This window comes from Halosimplex carlsbadense 2-9-1 (genome assembly GCF_000337455.1).
Classification (GTDB): Archaea; Halobacteriota; Halobacteria; order Halobacteriales; family Haloarculaceae; genus Halosimplex; species Halosimplex carlsbadense.
The window spans coordinates 26433-45025 of record NZ_AOIU01000048.1; the positions used below are offsets into that span (position 1 = coordinate 26433).

The window sequence follows — 18593 nt, forward strand, 5'->3', positions numbered from 1 at the left end:
AGCCACCGGAGGCCAGATCGCCGTTTCGAGTTCGCAGGCCGGTTCTCGTCGCCTCGGCGACGGCGAGCGAGACTGTACCGCCTCCGTTCCGGAGTCGACGGGAGCGGACTCGCGACAGATCGATCGGCTCGATTCCGGATCCCACACTTGTAAGATACCGATTATAGTATCACATCTTGGAAGCCTGCGATCGGGTCGCGGGCTACCGCTCGGACGGTTCGGGAGAGAGTCGCTCCCGCGTCCGATTCTTAGGTAACATCAGATGGTGGTTCCCGTATCTGTTACATAAGACGGCGGCGACGGTGCAGACGGTCCGAGCGAGGGGGAGCGCTTTCGTCCCGGGAGGTCGTACCCGCGAGTATGAACGACGACCGACCGGCCGTCCGTCTCGGCGAAGCGCTGGGCGAGCCCGGCGAGACGCTGGCCGTCGCCGAGTCCTGTACCGGCGGGCTCCTCGGGTCGACGATCACTGGCGTCGCCGGGTCGAGCGGCTACTTCGTCGGCGGCGTCATCTCCTACACCGAGCGGACCAAGCGACAGTTGCTCGCGGTCTCCCGGGAGAGCCTGGAGCGCCACGGGGCGGTCAGCGAGACGGTCGCGAGCGCGATGGCGCGCCACATCCGCGACGAGACCGGCGCCGACTGGGGCGTCTCGACGACGGGCTACGCCGGCCCGACGAGCGGCGACCCCGACACCCCGGTCGGCACCGTCTACATCGGCATCGCCTACGCCGGTAGCGACGACCGCGACCCCTACGCCACCGTCGAACACCACCGCTTCGAGGGCGACCGCACGGCGGTCAAGGAGCGCATCGTCGAGCAGGCGCTCCGGTCGGCGCTGGGGGAGATCGAGTCCGTGGGGTAGTCACCGCTCGACCGACTTGCCGGTCCGCAGACACGCCGCCGGACGCTCCCCGTCGCCGTTCCCGCCACCGCTAGTCCCGCCTCCAGCACCGTCGGCGTCACCCTCGACCGGTTCGAGCGCGGGGTCGTCGCGCTCGCAGACGCTCTCGAAGGCAGCGAGTCGGTCGGCCGCGTCGTCGATCCGACCGGCCGCGACCGCCTCGACCGCCGCGGCGAATACGCGCTCGGCCTCGTCGTCACCGAGGCGGTCGGGCACGCCGAACTCGTCGCGGACGGCGGCGGGGTCGTCGTACTCGTCGACGGCCACGTCGCCGCGTTCGACTGCGATGCGAACGTCGAGCACCGATCGGAAGACCCCATCGGCGAAATCGAACGCTTCGGGTGCGATAACCCGGTGACAGCGAGGGTGGAACGAACAGCCGGTAGGCGGGTTCGACGGGTCAGGCACGTCACCGGTCAGTTCGACCGCGTCGTCGGGGGCGTCGGGGTCGGGCTCGGGGATGGCCGACAGGAGCGCCTCCGTGTAGGGGTGGCGCGGGTCGTCGAACAGCGCTTCGGCGGGCCCGCGCTCGACGACCTCGCCGAGGTACATGACGCAGACGCGGTCGCAGACCTGGCGGACGACGCCCAGGTCGTGGCTGACGAGCACCATCGCGAGACCCAGCTCGTCGCGCAGGTCGGAGAGCAGCGAGAGGATCTCCGCCTGGACGCTCACGTCGAGCGCCGAGACGGGTTCGTCGACGACCAGCAGGTCCGGGTCGAGCACGAGCGCGCGGGCCAGCGCGACCCGCTGTTTCTGCCCGCCGGAGAACTCCCGCGGGTAGCGCTCGGCGTCGGCCGCAGAGAGTCCGACGCGTTCGAGCGTGTCGACGACGATCTCTCGGCGGCGCTCGGCGTCGGCCAGCCCGTGGATCGCGAGCGGTTCGGCGACCGACTCGCCGACGGTCAGTCTGGGATCGAACGCGGAGTTGGGGTCCTGGAAGACGATCTGCGCCCTGCGGCGGAAGCGGTCGCGGTCGTCGCCGGCGAGGTTGGCGACCGGCTCGCCGTCGAAGCGCACCTCGCCGCCGGTCGGGTCTTCGAGGCCTAACAGCGTCGTCGCGGTCGTGGACTTGCCACAGCCGGACTCGCCGACGAGCCCGACCGTCTCCCCCTCGCGCACGTCGAAGGTCNGAGGCCTAACAGCGTCGTCGCGGTCGTGGACTTGCCACAGCCGGACTCGCCGACGAGCCCGACCGTCTCCCCCTCGCGCACGTCGAAGGTCACCCCGTCGACGGCCTCGACGTGGCCGGTCACCCGCCGGAGCAGCCCCGACCGGACGGGGTAGTGCTTCTCGAGGACACGAACTTCGAGGAGCGGCGCGTCAGTCATCGGCCACCTCCAGCTCCCGCGGGAGCGCGTGGTCGTCGTCGTAGAGCAGACAGGCGACCTCGTGGTCAGTTCCGGAAACCGAGCCGGCCGACCGGGGCATCGGGTGGTCGCCGGTCTCGCAGTCCTCGACCGCGTGCGGACAGCGCGGGTGGAACCGGCAGCCCTCGGGCGGGTCCGTGGGGTCCGGGAGCGATCCGCCGATCGTCTCGAAGGGGTCGCCGCGACCGGGGAGACAGGCCAGTAACGCCCGGGTGTAGGGGTGTGCGGGGTCGTCGAACAGCGCGCGGACGCCGGCCGTCTCCATCACTTCGCCGGCGTACATGACGACGACGCGGTCGGCGATCTCGGCGACGACGCCCAGGTCGTGGGTGACGAACAGCAGCGCCATCCCGCGCTCGGCACCCAGGTCCGCGAGGAGATCCAGCACCTGGCGCTGGATGGTCACGTCCAGCGCGGTCGTCGGTTCGTCGGCGATCAGCAGGTCGGGATCGGGCGCCAGCGCAATCGCGACGACGACCCGCTGTTTCATCCCACCGGAGAACTGGTGGGGATAGTCGTCGAAGCGCGCCTCGGCCTCCCCGATCCCGACGCGGTCGAGCAGGGCGACGGCCTCCTCGCGAGCGGTCGCCTTCGACACGTCGCGGTGGATGCGGATCGCCTCGACGACCTGCTCGCCCACGGTGTACACCGGGTCGAGGGCGTCCTGGGGGTTCTGGAAGACGTGGCCGATCCGCCCGCCGCGGTAGGATTCGAGGTCCGACGCGGAGCAGTCGGTGAGGTCGGTCCCGTCGAAGCGGATCTCGCCGTCGACCGCGGCGGAGTCGGGGAGCAGCCGCGTGATCGACTCGCAGGCGACGGTCTTGCCCGACCCCGACTCGCCGACGAGACAGACCGTCTCCCCTTCGGCCACGTCGAAGTCGACGCCGTCGACCGCGCGGACGACGCCGTCGTCGGTCTCGAAGCGGACGCGCAGGTCGCGGACCGACAGCAGCGGGTCGCTCATCTACCGCACCTCCTCCCGCGGGTCGAGCACGTCGCGGACCGTGTCGCCGAAGACGTTGCACGCGACGACGAGTCCCACGAGCAGGGCGACCGCGGGCAGCGAGGTCCACCACTGGGCGTACCACGGCATGTGTCGACCCGCCAGGCTGACCCCGAGGAGTTCGCCGAACGAGGCCGGCCGCGTCGAGTTGAGGGCGAGATACGCGAGGCCGACCTGCGCGAGCACCAGCAGCGGGACCCGGCGCGTGAGCGCGGTGACGATCGTGGCCGTCGAGTTCGGGACGACGTGGCGACGGATCACGCGCAGGTCGCTCGCGCCGGCGGCCTTCGCGGCGCGGACGTAGCCCGCGCTGCGCCGCTGGATCGCCTCGCCGCGAACCAGTCGCGCGATCCCGCCCCAGTCGAGCAGGCCGAACACGAGGACGAACGCCAGCGTCCCGCCGTCGGAGACGCCCTCGACGTCGCCGAGAAACAGCGTCGCGATGACGATGTAGACGACGATCGCTGGGATCGTCTGCTGGACGTCGACGTAGCGCATCAGCAGATCGTCGACCCGGCCGCCGTAGTAGCCGGCGACCGTCCCGACCGTCGTCGCGACGGCCGCCATCACGACCGCCGTCGCGACGCCGACCTTGACCGCGACGTGCATCCCGCCGATCAGCCCCTCGACGACGTTCTCGCCGATGTAGTTGGTCCCGAGCGGGTACTGCCAGGTCCCCCGGCAGACGCCGTCGACGACCGGGCCGACACAGGAGTAGCCGTCGCTGGCGCTCGCGTCCACACCTGCGAACACCGGGGGCTGGAGACGGGCGTCGAGCTTCGCGTACGTGAACTCGAACAGTTCCGGCCCGAACACGCCGAGCAGGCCGAACAGGACGAGATAGCCGAGCGCGAGGACGCCCGCGGGACGGTCGAGGAACGCCTCGACGTGGCGGGCGGTCCGGTCGCGGTCGGCGGCCAGCGGCACGATGACGTACCGCGCGAGGACGACCAGCGCGACGATCACCAGCCAGCCCGACCGGTTCACGTCCCAGTCGAGGACGGGGATCGTCTCCTCGGGCGCAACCACCAGATCGTACGCGAACAGGCCTGCAACCGCGAGCAACGCGACTGCGAACCCGGGCGTCCGCGCGGACGGCCGACGCCGACCGGACGACGCCTCGTCCCAGTCGACCCGTGCGAACTCGGGCGGATCGGAATCGCTGGAGGGCATGCCCACCCATGGTACAGCCGTCCAAATCAAATTTTATACCGTGCGATGACAAAACACGGCACGATCGATGGTCACGCCGACGCCCACCCGCGACGGTTCGCCCCCGTCAGCCCGCTCCACCGACCGCGACGGTTCGCCCCCGTTAACCCGCTCCACCGGCCGTGACGGTCCGTTCCCGTCTTCCCGTAGTACCGACTGCATCGCCCCTGCCGGGGCTCGCACGACGGAGATGCGGTCGCGATGAGCTACGTCCGATATCTCCTTCGGCGGGCCGCTTTCGCCGTGCTATCGGCGTATCTCGTGGTGACGCTCACGTTCTTCGTCATCGCGAGCACGGTCAGGCTACGGCTGCAACAGCGGCTCGCGCTCGCGTCGTGGGGCGGCGCGAGCGAGGAGCAACTCGAATCGATCCGGGAGGGGTTCGTCGCCGCGCGAAACCTCGACACGCCGATCCACGAGCGCTACGTCGGCTGGCTGGTCGACGTGACGACGCTCGACTGGGGCTACTCCTTCGCCTACCGCCGGCCGGTGATCGCCGTCCTCGACGGCCGCGTCCAGGCGACGCTCGGGTACGTCGTCCCGGGTGTCGTCGTGGCCGTGCTGGCGGGCGTGCTCCTGGGGCTGTTCGCCGCGCTCGCGAAGGACGGCGCCTTCGACTGGTCGGTCCGCCTGACCGCCTACGCGCTGTTCGGCGTCCCGGTGTTCGTGTTCGTGGTCTACCTCCGGTATCTCTCCGCGGAGGGCGTCGTGCCCCTCTCGTTGGGCCGCTGGGCACTCGCGACGACCGCCGTCGCCGCGAGTCTCCTGGCCGGCCAGGTCAGGTTCGCCCGCGCCTCGGCGCTCGAACAGACCGGCCGGTCGTTCGTCAAGATGCTCCGGGCGAAAGGCGCCGACCGCCTCCGGCTCGCGCGACACGTCCTCCGGAACGCCGCTATCCCGATCGTCTCGCTGTCGGTGACCGAGCTGCTGGCCGTCCTCGTGTTGAACATCTATATCGTCGAAGAAGTGGTCGGGATCCCCGGCTTAGCTGGCGCGAGCCTTCGGGCCATCCGCGAGAGCGACACCGCCCTGGTCATCTGGACGACGCTGGTCGTCGTCTTCATCGGGATCACCGGCAACTTCCTCCAGGACGTGCTCTACGGCTCGCTCGACCCGCGAGTCCGCTCTGAGAACGAACGTCGGTGAGGCGATAGCGCCCCGAGTTCCCCGGCCGGATCGACCGGTCGCGGCTCGGGCGGGTCTTCAGGCGCGCTCGGCGAAGACGGCGTCGGCCGAGGTGTGCTCTCGATTGAACGACACCACCTTGGCGCGGACGGCGTCGCCGACCGAGACCGACCCGGGGACGTCGTCGACGAACAGGACGAACCCCTCCACCTTGCCGACCGCGATCCGGTCGCCCGAGTGGTGGTCCGTGAACTCCGTTACGCCGACGGTGTACGACTCCCCGATCTCGACGGGCGGTTCACGCTCCTGTGCCGCCTCGTGGGCTCGCTCGGACGCTCGACGCTCCGAGGACCCGCGACGGCGAACCGCGACGGCCGCCAGCGTCAGCGCCACGACGGCGGCCCCGGCGGCGATCCAGACGTATTCCATGTCCGCCAGTGTTTGCGGACCGTCATGAACGCTGTGAAGTCGGGACCGACTCGGGAACCGAACCGTCGACCGCGCGACCCGGTCCCGGCTCCCGTCCCCAGTGCCGCACGGCTCGCCGTGCCGAGGGTCGAAATCCGCTTACACTCATATTGGTGTAATCCGGACATATCGGCCGAACGGGTGGAGAGGCGAGCCCGCGACTGGAAGTGGGTCGCGGTTACTGTGGAGTCGCGCCGGTCGGTCGTCGGCGTTCGTGGCCTCGCTTTGGCGTGTCGGAGGGCCTCCGAACGAGGGGACTCGCGGTTCGGTGGCGTCGAGTAACCGGAGCGTGTGTCTCGCTATGGCGAGTAACGGCGACTTTCCCGGGTGGGAGCGAGCGAACGGTATCACCGGTTTATCATGGACGACCTCGTATCGTGGATCGCGATTCCGGCGACGCACCTCAGCGAACCCACTATGAGTTTACACGAAACCACGGGCGGACGGAACCCGAACCGCGAATCTAACGATTCGCGCCGCGACGCGAACAGGAACAGCGGGAGCGACCGCGACGGCGGGTCGGAAGCGGACGGTCACCGCTCCCCGTCGAACGGCGGGCCGAACCGGGCGATCCCGGCCGACGCCGCGCCAGCGGACAGTGACACCGGGGAACAGGTGACTGCGATCGCGGTCGACGGCCGAAAGTCCGAACGAGCGGACACGGAACACCGCTCGGCGGGTGCGGTACTGACCGAAACCATCGTCTCCGCTTACACGCCCGCCACCGGGCAGTCGAGTCCGGAACCCGACCGTGCGGTCATCGGAATGCAGTCCCAGATGGGCCGCCAGTCCGCCGAGCGGCCGTCGTCCGGTTTTTGCGGCGCCGCCTCCGATCTCTTCCGTTTGCGGTCGTCGAGCGGCGACGGAACCCGGGACTCGGCAGGCCGCGATCCGGCGTGCGCCCAGCCGTCCGGATACCTGGCGCCTCGTCGGTGAGCGGTTCGTTGCGACCGGCACCCGCTGTCTCGGTCGAGCAAGCGTGAGTCGACAGCCCGCGCTTGCCGAGATATCGAGCCGTCTACCTTATGTAATAGATGGCGGGTCGAGAGGAATTGTTACATAAGAACCACCGGAGCGGAGACGATCGAGTTCGACCTGACGGACACACCGGGTTTCCGGTGAATCCGAGGCGACAGGGGTCGGACGAGCGCCGAAACACACCGGATTTCCGCTGAAATCAGAGTAACGGGTCGTTACTCGACCGATCCGACACACCGAGTTTCCGGTGAAGAGATCAGTAGTATGAGATTATCGAACGGTCGTTCGGGTGTGGGCGGTCGGGTATGGGTTGTGTCGGGACAGTCGTCGGACGTACCCGGCAGAGGGAGTGAGTGGCGGTCACTCGATCGTGTCGGCGAGAACGTCCCGAACGACCTCGGGGTCTTCGAGCAGTTTGTGGTTCGTGTAACTCCCTTCGGCGCTCCCGCCGCTGTGGCGGGACTGCTCGATGATGTCGAGGAACGCGTGTTCTTTGAGGAGGTCGCGGACCCGCCGTAACGAGAGCGTGTCCGAACTCTCCTGGCGGCAGATCTCCTCGTACACGTCGTACAGTTCGGTGGTTCGGAACCCGTCCTGATTGTCCTCGTTGAGCGAGCGGACGGTGAGCGCCTGGAGGACGTACCGGGAGTGGGGCGTCGAACCGCGGATGAGTTCCCGGAAGCGGTCGGTCTCGGCCCGTTCACGGGCGTCGACGACGAAATCCTCGGTGACGCGGTCGGCGCCGCGCGACTGGGCGATCTCGCCGGCGTAGCGGAGGATGTCGATGGCCTGGCGGGCGTCGCCGTGTTCGCGGGCGGCGAGGGCGGACGCCTTCGGGATGACGCCGTCTTCGAGGACGCCGTCGCGGAAGGCGTCCCGGCGCGCCTCCATGATGTGGTTGAGTTGCGTGCCGTCGTACGGCGGGAAGACGAACTCGCGCTCGCAGAGACTCGACTTGACGCGCTCGTTGAGCTGTTCCTCCTTGTACTTGATCTTGTTGCTGATGCCGATGACGCCGATCTTGCAGCCCTCGATCTTGCCGGCCTCGCCGGCGCGGGAGAGCTGCATCAGGATGTCGTCGTCTTCGAGCTTGTCGATCTCGTCGAGGATGACGAGAACCACGTCGTAGCACTCGTCGAGGATACGCCAGAGGCGCTTGTAGTACGTCGAGGTGGCGATGCCCTTGTCGGGGATCTTGATGTCGGTTTGTGACCGGTCGTTGAGCGTCGCTGCGATGGTCTGGACGGCCTGCGTCTCCGTGGAGTCCTGGGCGCAGTCGACGTAGGCGAACGTCGCGGCCACTCCCTCGTCGTTCGCCGTCGACGTGAGCCGCCGCGAGACGTGTTTGGCGCAGAGGGACTTCCCGGTCCCCGTCTTCCCGTAGATGAGGACGTTACTCGGGCTCTGCCCGAAGATCGCGGGGTTGACGGCGTTCGCGAGGTTCTGGATCTCCTCGTCGCGGCCGACGATCCGGCCCTCGTCCGGAAGGTGATTGATCTCGAGCAACTCCTTCTGGACGAATATCGGGTCTTCGCGAATGAACAGATCGTCGGAACCTGACATGTGATCGTGACACCGTGTTTCCGGTGAAATCACTTTATTCTTTCCTAGCGCGGCGAAATCCGGTGGGGGTGGGGGTGAGAAAGGGGTGAGACACACACACCGGGTTTCCGGTGAAACGGGGGATCGGGTGGGGAGGGGGTGCAGATGAAACGGGGGTTGTGGCTGGAACGCCTGAACGGATCAGGAACGCCCGAGGATGGGGAACGCTCGGACGGATCGAAATCGTCCGAGCGGATCGGGACCGTCCGAACGGGTCGGAGCCGCCCGAAGAGGGATACACTGCCCTCGAGTACGTCACGAGACCAGTGAAATCCCGTCAGACCGATAGTAGTCCGCCGGAAACGTAGTGTGCCAGGGTTGCCGGCGAAAGGAAGCGATCACGGGATGGTGAGTAGTACACGATGGACAGAAGAACCACGAAAATGGAACGGAGTTCAAGAGGGAGGAAGAGGTAACAACCGGAAACGGGAGTCTCTGGAGGGGAAGGTCACCGCAGACGAGAGTTACCGGAAACGAGAGCCGTGAGTGCCACGAGTCCACGAGGGATACGAGAGACCCGACGACCAGACGGGACTGGAGCGTCGAGAGCTGCTCGTGCCGCTGGATCTCGAGGCGTTTCCGTTGGAACGATATCTCGATCGGGTCCATTATTATATTATTATAAACGTTTCTATAGTAGTAGTTAGTGTAGTGTTTTAGAACTTCTAGATGCATTTTATAGGCGGCAAAATTGTGTCTTGCTCTTATTTATAAGAATGGTTCCCGGGCTGAGGCTAGCAGCCCTTCCTCAGTGCGGCTACGTGACCACACGTCACGTGGGGCGAACTCGACCACAGAGATCAGCCATTATAGCATCTCTATCGGTGATTATCTCGCTTCACGTTCTCGTTTCACCGCTTCGACCACCGCGATCCGTCCGAACCGCCCCCCACCACTTCCCCCCGTTTCACCGGAAACCCGGTGTGTGTGTGTCTCGACTCGCGTTCACTGTTCCCGATGTTCGTTCACCGACCTCACCTCTAATCCACCGTTTGCGCTCTCGCTTACCGATTGTCGACGTACTCCTTCCGGAGCGTCCCGTCGTCGTCGCGGTAGTATCTGTACTCGTAGGGGCCGTGCATGTCGCTCTCCGCCCCGGACGCACACCTGCAGCCGTCTTTCCCACACCTCACGAGTTCCTCGACGACGTATCCGTCCGCCTCGTCGTCTATCACCTCCGCGTCGTCGGGTATGTCTTCCGTCTCGACCGGTCGCTCCTTCTCCGCGATCAACGCGTCGACGAACTCGCTGGTGGCCTCCAGCGTCGATACGTCCTGCTTCGGGAGCCCCTCCGCGAGATACTTCGGCAACGCCGCAGGGGCCGAGACGTCGTCGGGCATGTCTTATGTAACAACTGTTCCGGGAGTACAAGAGTTTTGTTACATAAGAGACGCGACGAACTCACACACGACCGCGAGCTCCCGTCGCGTTTCCCGACCCGATGTGGCGTGATCCCGGAGGTCCGTCGGCGGGGACGCCAGGTCGTGAGCGACGACGAACGCTTCGTGAGAGAACAGGGTATGGGAAACGAAAGCGCCTGTAAGACCGCGTTTCAGGACCGAAAACGGGCGCTTCGCGGTCGAACACGTTCGAATCTCAGGGTAGGTCCCAGCTAGCTCGGGAAACTATCGGACCGCTATTTGTGGCCGATCGATGAACCGTCGGACGGGTAGCGACCCGGAGCGAATCATGACCCAGCAATACACACCCACAGAACAGGGACAGCACACCCAAACGACCCAGCAGATGCAGCCGACTCAGCAGATGCAACCGGCCCAGCAGACGCAACCGACACAGGGCGGGATGCAGTCAGCCCAGGGATCGGCGCAGTCGACAGGCATGCAGTCGAGCGGGATCCGGATGGGAGCGACTGGAGCGCAGATGGGGTCGTCGGGAATGCGATCCGGCGGGACGCTCCCCCAGCAGTACCGCGCGCCGCTCGCGAGCGTTGCGGAGGCGATCGAGGTCTGTGGCTGGTGTGCTGACCAGTGCATCCAGGAGGCAGACCCGATGATGATCGAGTGCATCCGCCTCTGCGAGGACGTCGTCGAACTCGGTGAGGCCGTCCTCGCGACGGTCCCGCGCACCTCGCGGTTCGCAGACGAGATCGTCGAGACGTTCCAGCGGGCGGCCCAGGCGTGCGCTCAGGAGTGCGGGCAGCACCAGCACGACCACTGCCAGGAGTGTGCGACGGTTCTGGGCGAGACGCTCGCCGCGACCGACCAGCTGATCGGCGCAGGATCCCAGCAGCGCTGGTAGAACCGCACGCGGGGCGATTCGACGCTCACTTCCCCTTTTCGCGGCGAGTTCGCGTTCCGACCCACGCGCCGAGCGTGATCCCGTAGAGGACGTGTCCGACGTGGAAGGCGAACCTGTCGTCTGGTTCCGTCCCGAGGAGACGACCGAGGACGAACCGCTCACCGACGGCCGAGAGAGCGACCCCGTAGAGCAGTCCGGCCATTGTCGCGGTGACCTCGTCGGAGCGGTCCGGCGGGCCGCTCACGCTGTCGTCCAGGAACGACCGCGTCCGCTCGCGGTCGAGCGACGCGCGGTCGGAGATCAGCGCGGCGAAGAGGCCGCCGGCGCCGAGTCCGTAGGCGAAGTGGAGCACGAGCGCCGCCAGCGGGTGGTCGCCGGGCCGTCCGCCCGCGACGAACGTCGTCCAGAACTCCGCCGACGGCGGGAGCGAGCGAGTCACCGGGAGCCGGTAGACCGTCATCACCAGCGTCGCGAGCGCACCGCCCTCGATGCCGCGCCGGACCCGACCGGCCACGGCGGAGCGTCGCGGCGCCGTCGCGCCGTCCGAAGCGGTTTCAGGCCGACTCTCCTCCGCGAACGCGGTGGACTCTCGATTCATACTGTCTCCGACTCGGCGCACGTGGGCGGCGGTGGTAAGCGCACGGCGTGCGATGTCCTGCACTCTCACGTGCGACGACGTGGGGACCCGTCCGCTGTCTCGTTCGTTTTCTCGACGGTGACCGGATCGGTCGAAGCGGCTCGAACGGGCCCTTCGGACGGAACGGACTCTACCGAACGGTCGGCGATCACGTCCGGTACTTAAACGGAGAACCGTCTAGGGCGGCCTTTCGACGGAGCGGTCGACTGAACGAATTTGAAATACTTATGCGTCGAGACCGAACGATCGCCCGGCGATCTCCAATGAGCGACAGCGAAGTATACGACCAGCAGGAGCATCGCGGAGACGAGCACGACCGGCGGGAAGTCGACACCAACCCGACCGAGGCCGGCAAGTGGGTGTCCGCTCTGGTGGCCCTGCTCGGGCTGTGGATGCTCGCCGAGGCGTTCATCCTGAACCCGATCGCGGGGAACTTCTGGAGCGACATCATCGTCGGGGCTGCGTTGCTCGTCCTCGGCGGGTACAACTACTACCGCCGCGCGAACGAGCAACTCGGCAGCGTCGGTGTCGGCGCGTTCGTCGCGCTGCTCGGTCTCTGGCTGATCGCGACACCGTTCATCCTCGGATCGACCGAGGGGTTCGCGGCCGTCGAGACCGACCTGGAGTTCTGGAACGACATCGTCGTCGGCCTCCTCGTGTTCGTCCTCGGCGCCTACAGCGCCTACGAGGCGCGCGACACGGACGTAGCGACGCCGGCAGCCCGGACCTAACGAATGGGACTCCCATCACGGCAGTCCCGTAGCCGAAACGCTCGATCCGACGACCGGTTCGCACTTTTTTCACCGCCTGGCGGAGCCCCGTAGTTTAGAGGAGTCACCGACCTAACGCAGTTACCGGTCGCTGACTCCGAGGTCGACGGAGTCGAGGCCGTCGACGGCCGGCGTGTCGAGGACGTTCCCATCGATGTCGAACCGCGAGCCGTGACAGGGGCAGTCCCAGGACCGCTCGCCGTCGTTCCAAGCGACGAGACAGCCCATGTGCGGACAGACGGCCGAGACCGCGTGGACGGCACCGTCGTCGTCGCGGTAGACGGCGACGGGGTCGTCGCGCTCGTCGGCGACGGTGGCCTCGCCGGGGGAAAGCCCCGAGAGGTCGAGGTCGGGTCTGCCGCGGACGTGCCCGTCGAAGAAGTGGCCCATCGCGTGTTTGTTGTGCGAGACCAGGTCGGACTTGGAGGCGCCGAACTCGAAGCGGGTCGGGTCGTACACGTCGGCCCAGGGGTTCGACCGTCCGGTGATCAAGTCGGCGAGGACGACCCCGGCGGCGACCCCGTTGGTCATGCCCCATCCGCCGAAGCCGGTCGCGACGTAGACAGCGTCGAGCTGCGGTGCCGCCGGTCCCACGAACGGCACGCTGTCGATCGACGTGTAGTCCTGGGTCGCCCAGCGGTACTCTATCGTCTCGATATCGAACCGCTCGCGGGCCCGCCGTTCGAGCTCGCGGTAGCGGTCGGTCGTGCTGTCGGCGTGGCCGGTGCGGTGGTTCTGGCCGCCGATCAGCACCAGTGACTCGGACTCGGCGTGGGGGCGGACGGAGAAGTACGGCTCGCTGGGGTCGTAGTACATCCCGTCGGGGGTCTCGCCCGACAGCCGGGCGGCGAGGACGTACGACCGCTTGGGCGAGAGTCGCGAGAAGTACAGGGCGTGGTCGGAGACGGGGAAATGCGTCGCCAGGACCACGTCGTCGGCGACGACCTCGCCGCGGTCGGTGCCGAGCCGGCAAGGGTCGCCGTCGTCGACCGCCGTGACGACCGTCTCCTCGTAGATTCCGCCCTCGCCCGACCCGTCGGCGTGCTTGTCGTGGTCCGCGACCCGCTCTGCGAGCGCGAGGAGGTACTTCCGCGGGTGGAAGTACGCCTGGTCGTCGAACCGGACGGCACCGGCCACCTCGTAGGGGAGCTCGGTCGATTCGACGAACGACGCCGGGAGTCCGAAGCGGCGCGCGGCGTCGACCTCGGCGCGCACGCCGCCCCGGTCGCTGGCGGATTCGACGTAGGTGTACGCCGGCGCGCGGCCGAACTGGCAGTCGATGTCGAGGCGGTCGACGGTGTCGGCGACGCGTTCGACGGCGGCCTGGTTCGCGTCGGCGTACTGGCGGGCGCGCTCGACGCCGAAGTGGTCGATCAGGTGGTCGTAGACGAGCCCGTGCAGCGAGGTCACCTTGGCGGTCGTGCGGCCGGTCGTCCAGTCGAGGATTCGGTCGCGTTCGACGACGGCGACGGTTCGTCCCCGCTCGACGAGTTCGAACGCGGTCGCGATACCGGCGATCCCGCCGCCCACGACCGCCGCGTCGACGCGGATATCGCCGTCGAGCGGGCCGTAGTCGGTCCGCTCGGACGTGGCCGTCCACAGCGATTCGTGGCGACCGGACGGCCGGCCGCCGTCTGTCATGACAGCGGCCCCGGCGGGACCGCCGCGGTCGTCGGGGCCGCTGCGGTTGCCGGGGTCGCCGCGGTCGCCGTCTGGGTGGGACCCGTCGCTCGGTGGGTCGAGTGTCATCGATGGGTGCCTCCGAATCGGGGAGAGACACGCTCGGACACGGCAAGAAGGTTCGCCCGGGACGTGCGCGGGTTGGCTTACCCGAGGGTGTGCAAGCGGTCCGAGCGGAGAGGACAACCCTCGACGGGGTGGACGCGCCTTCGATCGCCGGCCGAACGGCTTCCCGGCCGAAGTACCTACTCTCGGGTCCATGAGCCAGCACGGCAAGCAACCGAGCGAGGAGGTCGACGACCGACAGCTGCGACTCGCGGGGGAGGCGGGCGACGCCTACCGGGCGGCCGTCGAGTACATGATCGAGGAGGTGGCCCACACCGGCGAGACCCGTGAGGTCGGTGACTACGTGGTCGGGTTCGCCCAGGAGGAGGCCGAGGGGCTGTACGAACTCGTCGACGAAGGGGAGTTCGCGTGGCGCGAGCCCGACGACGAGAACGCCCACGTCGAGGTGGTCGTCGCCGACGCCGACGACGGACGCATGGTGCCGGGTGCGGAGGTGAGCGTCCGGATCAGCGACCGCGGCGGCGAAGCAGTCGAGGCGGCGACGCTCCCGCTGCTGTGGCACCCCGGGCTGTACCACTACGGCGCTAACCTCCGCTTGCCCGGCGACGGCACCTACTCCCTGGAGATCCGCGTCGAACCGCCGGAGTTCCACCGCCACGACGAGGAGAACGGCGACCGCTACGGCGAACCGGTCGAGGTCACCTTCGAGGACGTCGACGTGAAGACCGGACAGGGCTGAGCTGACCTCCGACTCCGGCGCCGTCGTTGACGGCGTTGGCAGGCCATACCGGCGGTAACGAGGGCGTACCGGCCACGGCGTTAAGTGCGTCGCGACCCAATCCGCGGCATGTCCCGGATGGGGACCGATCCGGCCGTCAGAGGTGTGGCTACCGGATGAGCCTCGGGACCAGACGGCCGGTGAGCCGAGCCGTCACGTTCCTCCGGAGTCTGCTGTCGGTGTATCGAACGCGGGACGTCCCGTTCATGGCGGGGAGCATCGCGTACGCGGCGTTCGTGTCGCTGGTCCCGCTGTTGCTGCTGGCGCTCGTCGCCGCGTCGGTGCTGGGCGGGGAGTCCCTCCAGGCGCAGGTGCTCACCATGACCGAGCAGTACCTCACGCCCAGCGCGCGGGACCTGGTCAGCCAGTCGCTCGACCAGGCCCAGAGCCGCGTCCAGTTCTCGATCATCAGCGGCGTAGCGCTGCTGTGGGCGACGCTCAAAGTGTTTCGATCGCTCGACACCGCGTTCTCGGACCTCTACGCGGTCGAGACCGACGTGAGCATCGTCGAACAGGTCACGGACGGGCTGCTCGTCCTCGGGGGGATGGCGGTCGCGTTCCTGGCGATGGTCGCGGTCGGCGCGGTCGTCGCGTACGCGCCGACGTTCTCGACCGGCGTCGAGACCGGCATCCCGGTCGTCCAGATCCTCGGGTTCGTCGGCCTGATAACCGGGCTCGTCCTCGGATTCCTCCCGATGTACTACTTCTTCCCGAACGTCGAGATGACGGTCACGCGGGCGCTGCCGGGCGCGACGGTCGCCGCCGTCGGCTGGACGATCTTGCAGGCGCTGTTCCAGGTGTACGTCTCCTTCAGTTCGACGAGCGAGCTGTACGGCGTTCTGGGCGGGATCGTCCTGCTGGTCACCTGGCTCTACTTCGGGTCCGTGGTCATCCTGCTCGGCGGGGCGACGAACGTGGTACTCGCCGGGCGACACCGGCTCCCGGACTACGAGGCGTCGACCTGACGTGGTCCGAGAGCGTCACCTCCCCTCGTTCCGGGAGCGCCATCCCGCGCCCTTCCGGGAGGTGGACCGACGTGGCTGACCTCCTCGGGCTGTCGCGTCGCTACACCGCGACCGCGGCAGACAGGCTCAACAGCGTCTACCGGCGGCTCAAGACGAACCGCTTCGTCTCGTGGATCCTGTTCACCGGCGCGCGGCCGGCGGTGACGTTAGTACTGCTTTGCGGCGTGTTCGCCCTCTTCGTCGCGCTGGCGCTGCTGCGACCGTTCGACATTCAGCGGCTGCTCTCGGACACGAACACGCTCCAGACGCTGTTCACGACGCTGCTGAGCGGCGCGATCCTCATCGTCTCCGTCGTCTCGTCGATCAGCTCGATCGTCCTCTCCCAGGAGATCACCGACATCGAGACCGAGCAGTCCCGCATCGACGCCTCCATCGATTTCCGCCGGCGAGCCGAGACCCTGGCAGAGGTCGAGGGCAGCCCGAGCCAGCCGGCGGCGTTCCTGGAGGTGATCCTCTACTCGATCTACCGGGAGGCGCGGGCGCTCCAGCGGACGGCCGACGACTGCGACGACGAGGAGTTCAGCGACCAGCTGCACGCGCTCGCCGAGGAGGTGGTCGACGAGGCCCGGGCCGCCGCGGAGACGCTCGACGGTGCCCGGTTCGGGACGTTCACCGTGCTCTCGGCGGGATTGAACTACGACTACTCCTGGCAACTCAACACGGCCCGGCGGCTCCGAAACCGCTACGAGGACGACCTCGACGACCACACGGCCGACGCGCTGCAGGAGCTCATCGACACGCTGAAATTCTTCGCCACCGGTCGGGAGTACTTCCAGTCGCTGTACTACAAACGGGAGGTCGCCCGGCTGTCGAGCAACCTCCTGTACGTCTCGCTGCCGGTCATCGTCTTCATCTCCTATCTCCTGCTCGCGCTCAACACGAACATCATCCCCATCTTCCGGATCGGGCCGCTCACGTCGCTGCCGGTGTTCGTCATGTTCGCGTACACGGTGTCGCTCGCGCCGTACGTGGTGTTGACCGCCTACGTCATCCGCGTCGCCGCGATCACGCTGAAGACGCTGGCGGCCGGACCGTTCCTCGTCCGCCAGCCCCAGCACGACGACATCGTCGAACTGCAGGTCGAGATCGAACCGGAGTCGTGGGACGACAGGCCCGACGACCGAGAGGGCGACGAATTCGAAGACGGTGACGAGGACACTACAGGCGCCGATGGCTCAACCGACGACAGCACCGCCGACGACGGTCGTCCAGCCGTCGACGGGGGAGCGACCGAGTCCGGAACCGACGCGTCGAACGACTGAGACGCGATGCGGGGATGCGCCCCGCCATGCCAAAGCCGGCACAAATCCCTTTCGGCGACAGCCCGTACATGCCGCATGGCTGTCTACGATATCGCTCTCCTCGTGGTGAGCATCGCGATTCTCGGTGCCGTCGTCCTGCCACGCATCCTCGCGGACAAGCCGATGTCGTTCCCGCTCATTTACGTCCTTGCCGGAGCGGCGATCTTCTCGCTCCCGCTGGGCGCCCCGACGCCGGACCCGGTCGAGTCGCCGGCGCTGACCGAACACCTGACGGAACTGGTGGTCATCATCGCGCTGATGGGCGCGGGGCTGAAACTCGACAGACCGTTCGACTGGCGGGCGTGGGGGCCGGCCTGGCGGCTGCTGGGGGTCACGATGCCGCTGACGATCCTCGCGGTCGCCGGGCTGGGCTGGGCAGTCCTCGATCTCCACCCCGCGGCGGCGCTGTTGATGGGCGCGGTCGTCGCGCCGACGGACCCGGTACTCGCCTCGACCGTCGAGGCGACGCCGCCGACCGCCGAGACCGACGCCGAGATCGACCCCGACGACCAGGAGGGGGAGATCCGGTTCGCGCTCACTTCGGAGGCGGGGCTCAACGACGGGCTCGCCTTCCCGTTCACGTACCTGGCGATCGTCATGGCGGGCGCGAGCCTCGAGGCGACGGGAGCGGCCGGCTCGGCGGGGGCCGCGCTCGGGTCGGTGTGGCCGTGGCTCTCGGAGTGGCTCGGCTTCTACGTGGTCTACAAGATCGCCGTCGGGATCGTCGGCGGGGTCGTCGTCGGCTACGTCATCGCGAGGTTCATCTTCGGCAGGCCGTCGAGCACCGATCTGGCTCGGGTCATGGAGGGCGCGGAGGCGCTGGCGGCGACGCTTTTGGCCTACGCGGCCACCGAACTCGTCTCGGGGTACGGGTTCATCGCCGTGTTCGTCGCGGCGCTCGTGTTGCGCCACTACGAGTGGGAACACGAGTACTACGAGAAGCTCCACGACTTCGCCGTGCTGGTCGAGCGCCTGCTGATGGCCGCCGTCCTCGTCCTGTTCGGGGGGACGCTGGTCGGCGGGCTCCTCCAGCCGCTGACGATCGAACACGTCCTGATCGGGCTGGCGCTGCTGCTCGTGATCAGACCCCTGGCGGGGCTCGTCGGGATGCTCGGCGCCGACTCGCTGTGGCAGGAACAGCTCGTCATCTCCGCCTACGGCGTCCGGGGGATCGGTTCGTTCTTCTACCTCGCCTACGCCCTGAACTCCGCGTCGTTCGCCGAGACCGAGATCATCGTCGCGGCAGAGGAACTGTGGGCGTTCCTCGGGTTCGTCGTCGTCGCGTCGCTGACGCTCCACGGGATCTCCGCCGCGCCGGTGATGAACTCTATCGACGAGTGGCGCACCGAACACAAAGAGGGGTTCACGACGCCGGAAGAGGCCGACTGAACCGTCGGTGCCGGCCGTCCCGCCGTG

The 18593-nt window shown here is 67.7% G+C and carries 17 protein-coding genes; 8 read left to right on the top strand and 9 right to left on the bottom strand.

Translation table 11 applies throughout. The features are described from left to right. The first annotated feature begins 360 nt into the window (after positions 1 to 360). On the top strand, positions 361 to 864 hold the full coding sequence (locus C475_RS21025) for a CinA family protein (RefSeq protein ID WP_006885930.1): 504 nt from the start codon (positions 361 to 363) through the stop codon (positions 862 to 864). On the opposite strand, the gene C475_RS21030 is transcribed toward C475_RS21025, so the two are convergent. The 4 genes from C475_RS21030 to C475_RS21040 form a co-directional block, all read right to left on the bottom strand. Next, on the bottom strand, positions 865 to 2025 hold the full coding sequence (locus C475_RS21030) for an oligopeptide/dipeptide ABC transporter ATP-binding protein (protein ID WP_049931129.1): 1161 nt from the start codon (positions 2023 to 2025) through the stop codon (positions 865 to 867). Next, positions 1950 to 2234, bottom strand: coding sequence for an ATP-binding cassette domain-containing protein (locus C475_RS25385; protein WP_394295284.1), 285 nt, complete (start codon positions 2232 to 2234; stop codon positions 1950 to 1952). The genes C475_RS21030 and C475_RS25385 overlap by 76 nt, the downstream gene beginning before the upstream one ends. Further along, positions 2227 to 3237: an ABC transporter ATP-binding protein gene (locus C475_RS21035; RefSeq protein WP_006885931.1), complete on the bottom strand. Its 1011-nt coding sequence runs from the start codon at positions 3235 to 3237 to the stop codon at positions 2227 to 2229. Before C475_RS21035 ends, C475_RS25385 begins: the two co-directional genes overlap by 8 nt. Continuing rightward, positions 3238 to 4449 (bottom strand): ABC transporter permease, encoded by a 1212-nt coding sequence (locus C475_RS21040; protein ID WP_006885932.1) that lies wholly within the window; start codon positions 4447 to 4449, stop codon positions 3238 to 3240. Between the two features lie 240 nt (positions 4450 to 4689). Between C475_RS21040 and C475_RS21045 the strand changes: the two genes are divergently transcribed. Next, on the top strand, positions 4690 to 5634 hold the full coding sequence (locus tag C475_RS21045; protein ID WP_006885933.1) for an ABC transporter permease: 945 nt from the start codon (positions 4690 to 4692) through the stop codon (positions 5632 to 5634). Between the two features lie 57 nt (positions 5635 to 5691). Here the strand turns inward: C475_RS21045 and C475_RS21050 are convergent, their stop codons facing one another. The 3 genes from C475_RS21050 to C475_RS21065 form a co-directional block, all read right to left on the bottom strand. Then, on the bottom strand, positions 5692 to 6042 hold the full coding sequence (locus C475_RS21050; RefSeq protein ID WP_006885934.1) for a TRAM domain-containing protein: 351 nt from the start codon (positions 6040 to 6042) through the stop codon (positions 5692 to 5694). 1377 nt (positions 6043 to 7419) lie between these two features. Then, the gene (locus C475_RS21060; RefSeq protein ID WP_006885936.1) at positions 7420 to 8622 is read right to left on the bottom strand and encodes a Cdc6/Cdc18 family protein; all 1203 of its coding nucleotides are present in this window, start codon (positions 8620 to 8622) and stop codon (positions 7420 to 7422) included. Positions 8623 to 9665: 1043 nt separating this feature from the next. After that, positions 9666 to 10001, bottom strand: a complete 336-nt coding sequence (locus C475_RS21065; protein ID WP_006885937.1) for a DUF6788 family protein — start codon at positions 9999 to 10001, stop codon at positions 9666 to 9668. 349 nt (positions 10002 to 10350) lie between these two features. Between C475_RS21065 and C475_RS21070 the strand changes: the two genes are divergently transcribed. Next, a complete protein-coding gene (locus tag C475_RS21070; RefSeq protein WP_152436569.1) occupies positions 10351 to 10920 on the top strand; it encodes a hypothetical protein in 570 nt (189 codons plus the stop codon). A 25-nt stretch (positions 10921 to 10945) separates the two neighbouring features. On the opposite strand, the gene C475_RS21075 is transcribed toward C475_RS21070, so the two are convergent. After that, positions 10946 to 11518, bottom strand: coding sequence for a hypothetical protein (locus C475_RS21075; RefSeq protein WP_006885939.1), 573 nt, complete (start codon positions 11516 to 11518; stop codon positions 10946 to 10948). Positions 11519 to 11820: 302 nt separating this feature from the next. On the opposite strand from C475_RS21075, the gene C475_RS21080 reads away from it, so the two are divergent. After that, entirely contained in the window at positions 11821 to 12288 is a 468-nt protein-coding gene (locus tag C475_RS21080) for an SPW repeat protein (RefSeq protein WP_006885940.1), read from the top strand. A 120-nt stretch (positions 12289 to 12408) separates the two neighbouring features. Here C475_RS21080 and C475_RS21085 read toward each other — a convergent pair whose 3' ends face one another. After that, the gene (locus C475_RS21085) at positions 12409 to 14076 is read right to left on the bottom strand and encodes an FAD-dependent oxidoreductase (RefSeq protein ID WP_006885941.1); all 1668 of its coding nucleotides are present in this window, start codon (positions 14074 to 14076) and stop codon (positions 12409 to 12411) included. A 190-nt stretch (positions 14077 to 14266) separates the two neighbouring features. Between C475_RS21085 and C475_RS21090 the strand changes: the two genes are divergently transcribed. From C475_RS21090 to C475_RS21105, 4 genes are all read left to right on the top strand, one after another. Then, positions 14267 to 14812: an iron transporter gene (locus C475_RS21090; protein ID WP_006885942.1), complete on the top strand. Its 546-nt coding sequence runs from the start codon at positions 14267 to 14269 to the stop codon at positions 14810 to 14812. Positions 14813 to 14991: 179 nt separating this feature from the next. Further along, positions 14992 to 15816: a YihY/virulence factor BrkB family protein gene (locus C475_RS21095; protein ID WP_161625237.1), complete on the top strand. Its 825-nt coding sequence runs from the start codon at positions 14992 to 14994 to the stop codon at positions 15814 to 15816. 71 nt (positions 15817 to 15887) lie between these two features. Then, entirely contained in the window at positions 15888 to 17138 is a 1251-nt protein-coding gene (locus C475_RS21100; RefSeq protein WP_006885944.1) for a hypothetical protein, read from the top strand. A 75-nt stretch (positions 17139 to 17213) separates the two neighbouring features. Further along, entirely contained in the window at positions 17214 to 18566 is a 1353-nt protein-coding gene (locus C475_RS21105) for a cation:proton antiporter (RefSeq protein WP_006885945.1), read from the top strand. Positions 18567 to 18593: the final 27 nt, after the last annotated feature.